Origin of the sequence: Amycolatopsis sp. (assembly GCF_036008905.1) — a bacterium.
Classification (GTDB): Bacteria; Actinomycetota; Actinomycetes; order Mycobacteriales; family Pseudonocardiaceae; genus Amycolatopsis.
Map to the genome: position 1 here is coordinate 1 of NZ_DASYMU010000216.1, position 3328 is coordinate 3328.

Below are 3328 nucleotides of genomic sequence, written 5' to 3' on the forward strand. Positions count from 1 at the left end.
GGTTCGCCGGACACCAGCACGGCTATCACGCCGGACGACGGCACACGCTCGACGGCGTCGAGCAGCGTGGCGAGCTCGGGCTCGCGACCGACGAGCGGCGGCACGGCGATGGTGTCCTCCCAACGGCGCTGATGGGCACTCCCACGTTACGTGTGTCGATACCCCTACTGATCCGCCGTGCGGGTCCGTGACGGCATCGGAGCAGGCCACTTCGAGGAGGATCAATGCCGATCCAGGGAATCTGCGGTCGACAACATGCACCTCGCGGCGAACGACCGGGAGGGCGTGCTGATGTCGGAGGAGGCGTTCGGGCATGCCGGGATGGGCGGCTCGCTGGGTTTCGCCGACCCGAATGCGCGGATGTCGTTCGGCTACGCGATGAACCGGATGGGTCTTGGGCTCGGCGTGAACTCGCGCGGCCAGGTGCTGGTCGACGCGGTCTACCGGGGCATGGCCTACCGGCCGACGGGCGGAGGCACCTGGTACGCGTCGTGACACGCACACCCGCTCACCGCCTCGTACGATAGCCGCGAGGCGGTGATCAGCGGTGATCGAAGTCGTGCGCAGTGGACAGGTGGACGCGTCGCCGGAACGGGTGTGGCACGTGGTGTCCCACCCCGAACGCGCTCCCGAGTGGCTGAGCTTCGCCGACAACGTCGAGGTGATCTCCGGCAGCGGTTGCGGTCAGCGACTGCGGCAGTACGGGCAGTGGGGCAAGCACCGGTCCGAGATCGACCAGGAGATCATCGAGTACCGCAGGCCGCTGGTGGTGTCGTGGAAGCACCTCGCCGAACGGCTGGATGGCAGGCCCGCGCCCAGGTTCGCGGCCAGCACCGTGTTCCGGATCGAGCTCGAACCGGCAGGCGACGGCACGCTGGTGCGGCTGCGCTCGACGCAGGAACCGGCGTCGGCCGTGCGCGGATTGCTGATCAAGTTGTTCGGGCGCAAGGAAGTCGCGCAGGGCATGGAGCGCTCGCTGGCCCGGCTCGCCCAGGTGCTGCGTTAGACCACTTGGCACAGCTCGTAAGTGAGCGTGGCGCCGACCAGACTGCCCTTCGCGATGGCCTGCACGCGGTTGAGCCAGCGGTAGCGGTCGTCGCCGGTCTCGAACAGCGGCGCGGCGTACAGCGGTGCGCCCGGACCTGCGGACAGGTCTACGCGGCCCTGGTAGTGCAGGAAGATCAAGGCGCCGTCGTCGGTTTCGACCACCGCGCGCACGTCCAGCGTGCCGGTGCCGTCCGGTCCGACGACGAGCCAGTCGGCCGCCGAGGAGCCGGTCAGCTTCGCCTGGATCCGTTCGCCGACAAGGGTTCCGGACTCGACCTCGTAGATCAGCCGGTCACCGACCGGGGTGCGGGACACCACGAACGGCCGCCTCAACGTGGCCGTCATGGTCGCCAACGGGATCAGCTCGATGCTCACGGTTCTCCTCACCACATCGACAGGCCGCCGCTGACGGGGAGCGTGTGGCCGGGTTGATGTCCAGCACGAAGTCCCAGTCCGCCGGCGCGGTGTCGACGAAGAACGCGAACCGGTCGACGCCCGCGTTGTTCACCAGGATGTCGACGTCCCCGAGCGCGGCGAACGCCTCGTACACGGCGCTGGTGTCGGCGACGTCGAACACGACGGCTCGCCCGCCGATCTCCTCGGCAACCGCGAAAGCGTTGTCCTTGTTGCGATCGGCGACAACAACCGCGGCGCCCTCGTCCGCGAACCTGCGGCACACGGCCGCGCCGATCCCGAACGCGCCACCGATGACGACCGCCGTCCGTCCACTGACTCTCGACATGTCGTCGACGCGAGGCACAATCGCGCCGAACGTCGGCGTAAAGCCTTAACTACTGGGTAATCCCGTACACCGAGCGCAGCCAGATCACGGTCAGCGCGTCGACGAGCTTGCGGTCGCGCGCCGGGGATCGGCGCGACAGCGACTGGGTGAAGCAGGCCTGCTCGTTCATGCTCTCCAGCACCGTGGCCAGCAGGCGCGCGTCCGGCGGACCGGGCAACGCGAGGCCCGCGGCTCGTTCCCGTTCGATCTGCTCGGCGGCGGCGTCGATGAACCGACGGCCGACCTCGGACCAGAACTCCCGCATCCGCGGGTTGACGTCACGGGCCCGCAGCGCCGCGCGCAGCACCGGGCCGTGGTTGCGCCACAACGTCAACGCGGCCGTCAAGGCGCGACGGATGGCGTCCTCCGGCGGTTCGCTGCCGCGCCGCAGCCACAGGGCGGCGGACTCGTGCATCGCGTCGGCCACGCGTTCGGACAGCGCGAGCAGCACGGCTTCCCGTGACTCGTAGTGGAAGTAGAACGTGGACCGGGACACCCCGGCGCCGGAGGTCAACTCGTCCACCGCGATCTCGTCCAGCGAGCGGGTCTCCAGCAGCCGTTCGGCGGTGTCCAGTATGGCCTGGGAGGTCAGGTCGCCCTTGCTGCGCTTGCGCCGCGAGGCGACCTGGGACGCCTGCGTGCCGATCGACGGACGTGGGGGCATGGCGGCCATCCTGGACCACTTCCCGCCGCTCATCAATGATGTGCGGTCGGCGATCCGTTCGGCGTCGATTCAGTTTTCCCGGTGGCCAAGACAGAAAGCCCTTCCAGCCTGATCTCGGGCAGATCGGACTCGGCGCAGCCCGCCAGCCTCACCCCCGCGTCGGCACCCGCCGACGCGAACGCCGCGACGTCCTCGATCGCCTTCTCACGGCGGGTGAGGATCACGCCTTCCACCAAGCCGAACAGGAGATCCGCGCGGGTGTCCAGACCGGACACCGGACCCGCCAGTTCGCCGAGCAGCGCGCGGTAGGCGGCCTTGAGGGCGGCGCGGTCGCGGCGGAACCCGGCGAACCGCGCGGCGCTCACCTCGGACAGCAGGTAGAGCGCGCCGAGGTTGTGGCGGCCGCGGCAGAGCAGGTCGATGTCGAAGCGGCACAACGCCCACAGCTTCGCCGCGGCGGACGCGGGCACGTCGCGCAACACCTCCGCCGTCCGCAACGACGGGCGCACGGTGCCTTCGAGCAGCTCGGCCAGCACGTCTTCCTTGCCGCCGAAGTAGTGGTAGAGCGAGGCCTGGCGCAGGCCCGCGAGCTCGGCGACGGCACGGGTGGAGGTCGCCGTGTACCCGCGCTCGGTGAACAGCTCGGCTGCCGCGTCGAGCAGGTCCTGGCGCGAGTCGCGCTCCCCGGCCGACTCCCCGGTCGCCCTGGGACGGCCGACCCGGCCCGGTGTGACACCCACGGCGTCATTCTGGCACGACGGCGTCAGGCACAGGCGGTGAGGATTCGGCAACACGGATGTGATCCAGAGCCTGCGGGCTAACGCGCTCGTCATCGG

6 protein-coding genes are annotated in these 3328 nt (G+C 69.8%); 2 read left to right on the forward strand and 4 right to left on the reverse strand.

All coding sequences use genetic code 11. The features are described from left to right. The first annotated feature begins 177 nt into the window (after window positions 1–177). Window positions 178–495, forward strand: coding sequence for a hypothetical protein (locus VGP60_RS34725; protein WP_327552418.1), 318 nt, complete (start codon window positions 178–180; stop codon window positions 493–495). A gap of 52 nt (window positions 496–547) precedes the next feature. Then, window positions 548–1006: an SRPBCC family protein gene (locus VGP60_RS34730; RefSeq protein ID WP_327552419.1), complete on the forward strand. Its 459-nt coding sequence runs from the start codon at window positions 548–550 to the stop codon at window positions 1004–1006. Here the strand turns inward: VGP60_RS34730 and VGP60_RS34735 are convergent. Genes VGP60_RS34735 through VGP60_RS34750 form a run of 4 tightly spaced genes read right to left on the reverse strand, consistent with a single transcriptional unit; the run spans window position 1003 to window position 3232 of the window. Continuing rightward, entirely contained in the window at window positions 1003–1365 is a 363-nt protein-coding gene (locus VGP60_RS34735; RefSeq protein WP_327552420.1) for a DUF3237 domain-containing protein, read from the reverse strand. The genes VGP60_RS34730 and VGP60_RS34735 overlap by 4 nt on opposite strands. Then, entirely contained in the window at window positions 1340–1789 is a 450-nt protein-coding gene (locus tag VGP60_RS34740; protein ID WP_327552421.1) for an SDR family NAD(P)-dependent oxidoreductase, read from the reverse strand. The genes VGP60_RS34735 and VGP60_RS34740 overlap by 26 nt, the downstream gene beginning before the upstream one ends. A gap of 49 nt (window positions 1790–1838) precedes the next feature. Further along, the gene (locus VGP60_RS34745; RefSeq protein ID WP_327552422.1) at window positions 1839–2492 is read right to left on the reverse strand and encodes a TetR/AcrR family transcriptional regulator; all 654 of its coding nucleotides are present in this window, start codon (window positions 2490–2492) and stop codon (window positions 1839–1841) included. Between the two features lie 32 nt (window positions 2493–2524). After that, entirely contained in the window at window positions 2525–3232 is a 708-nt protein-coding gene (locus VGP60_RS34750) for a helix-turn-helix domain-containing protein (RefSeq protein WP_327552423.1), read from the reverse strand. Window positions 3233–3328: the final 96 nt, after the last annotated feature.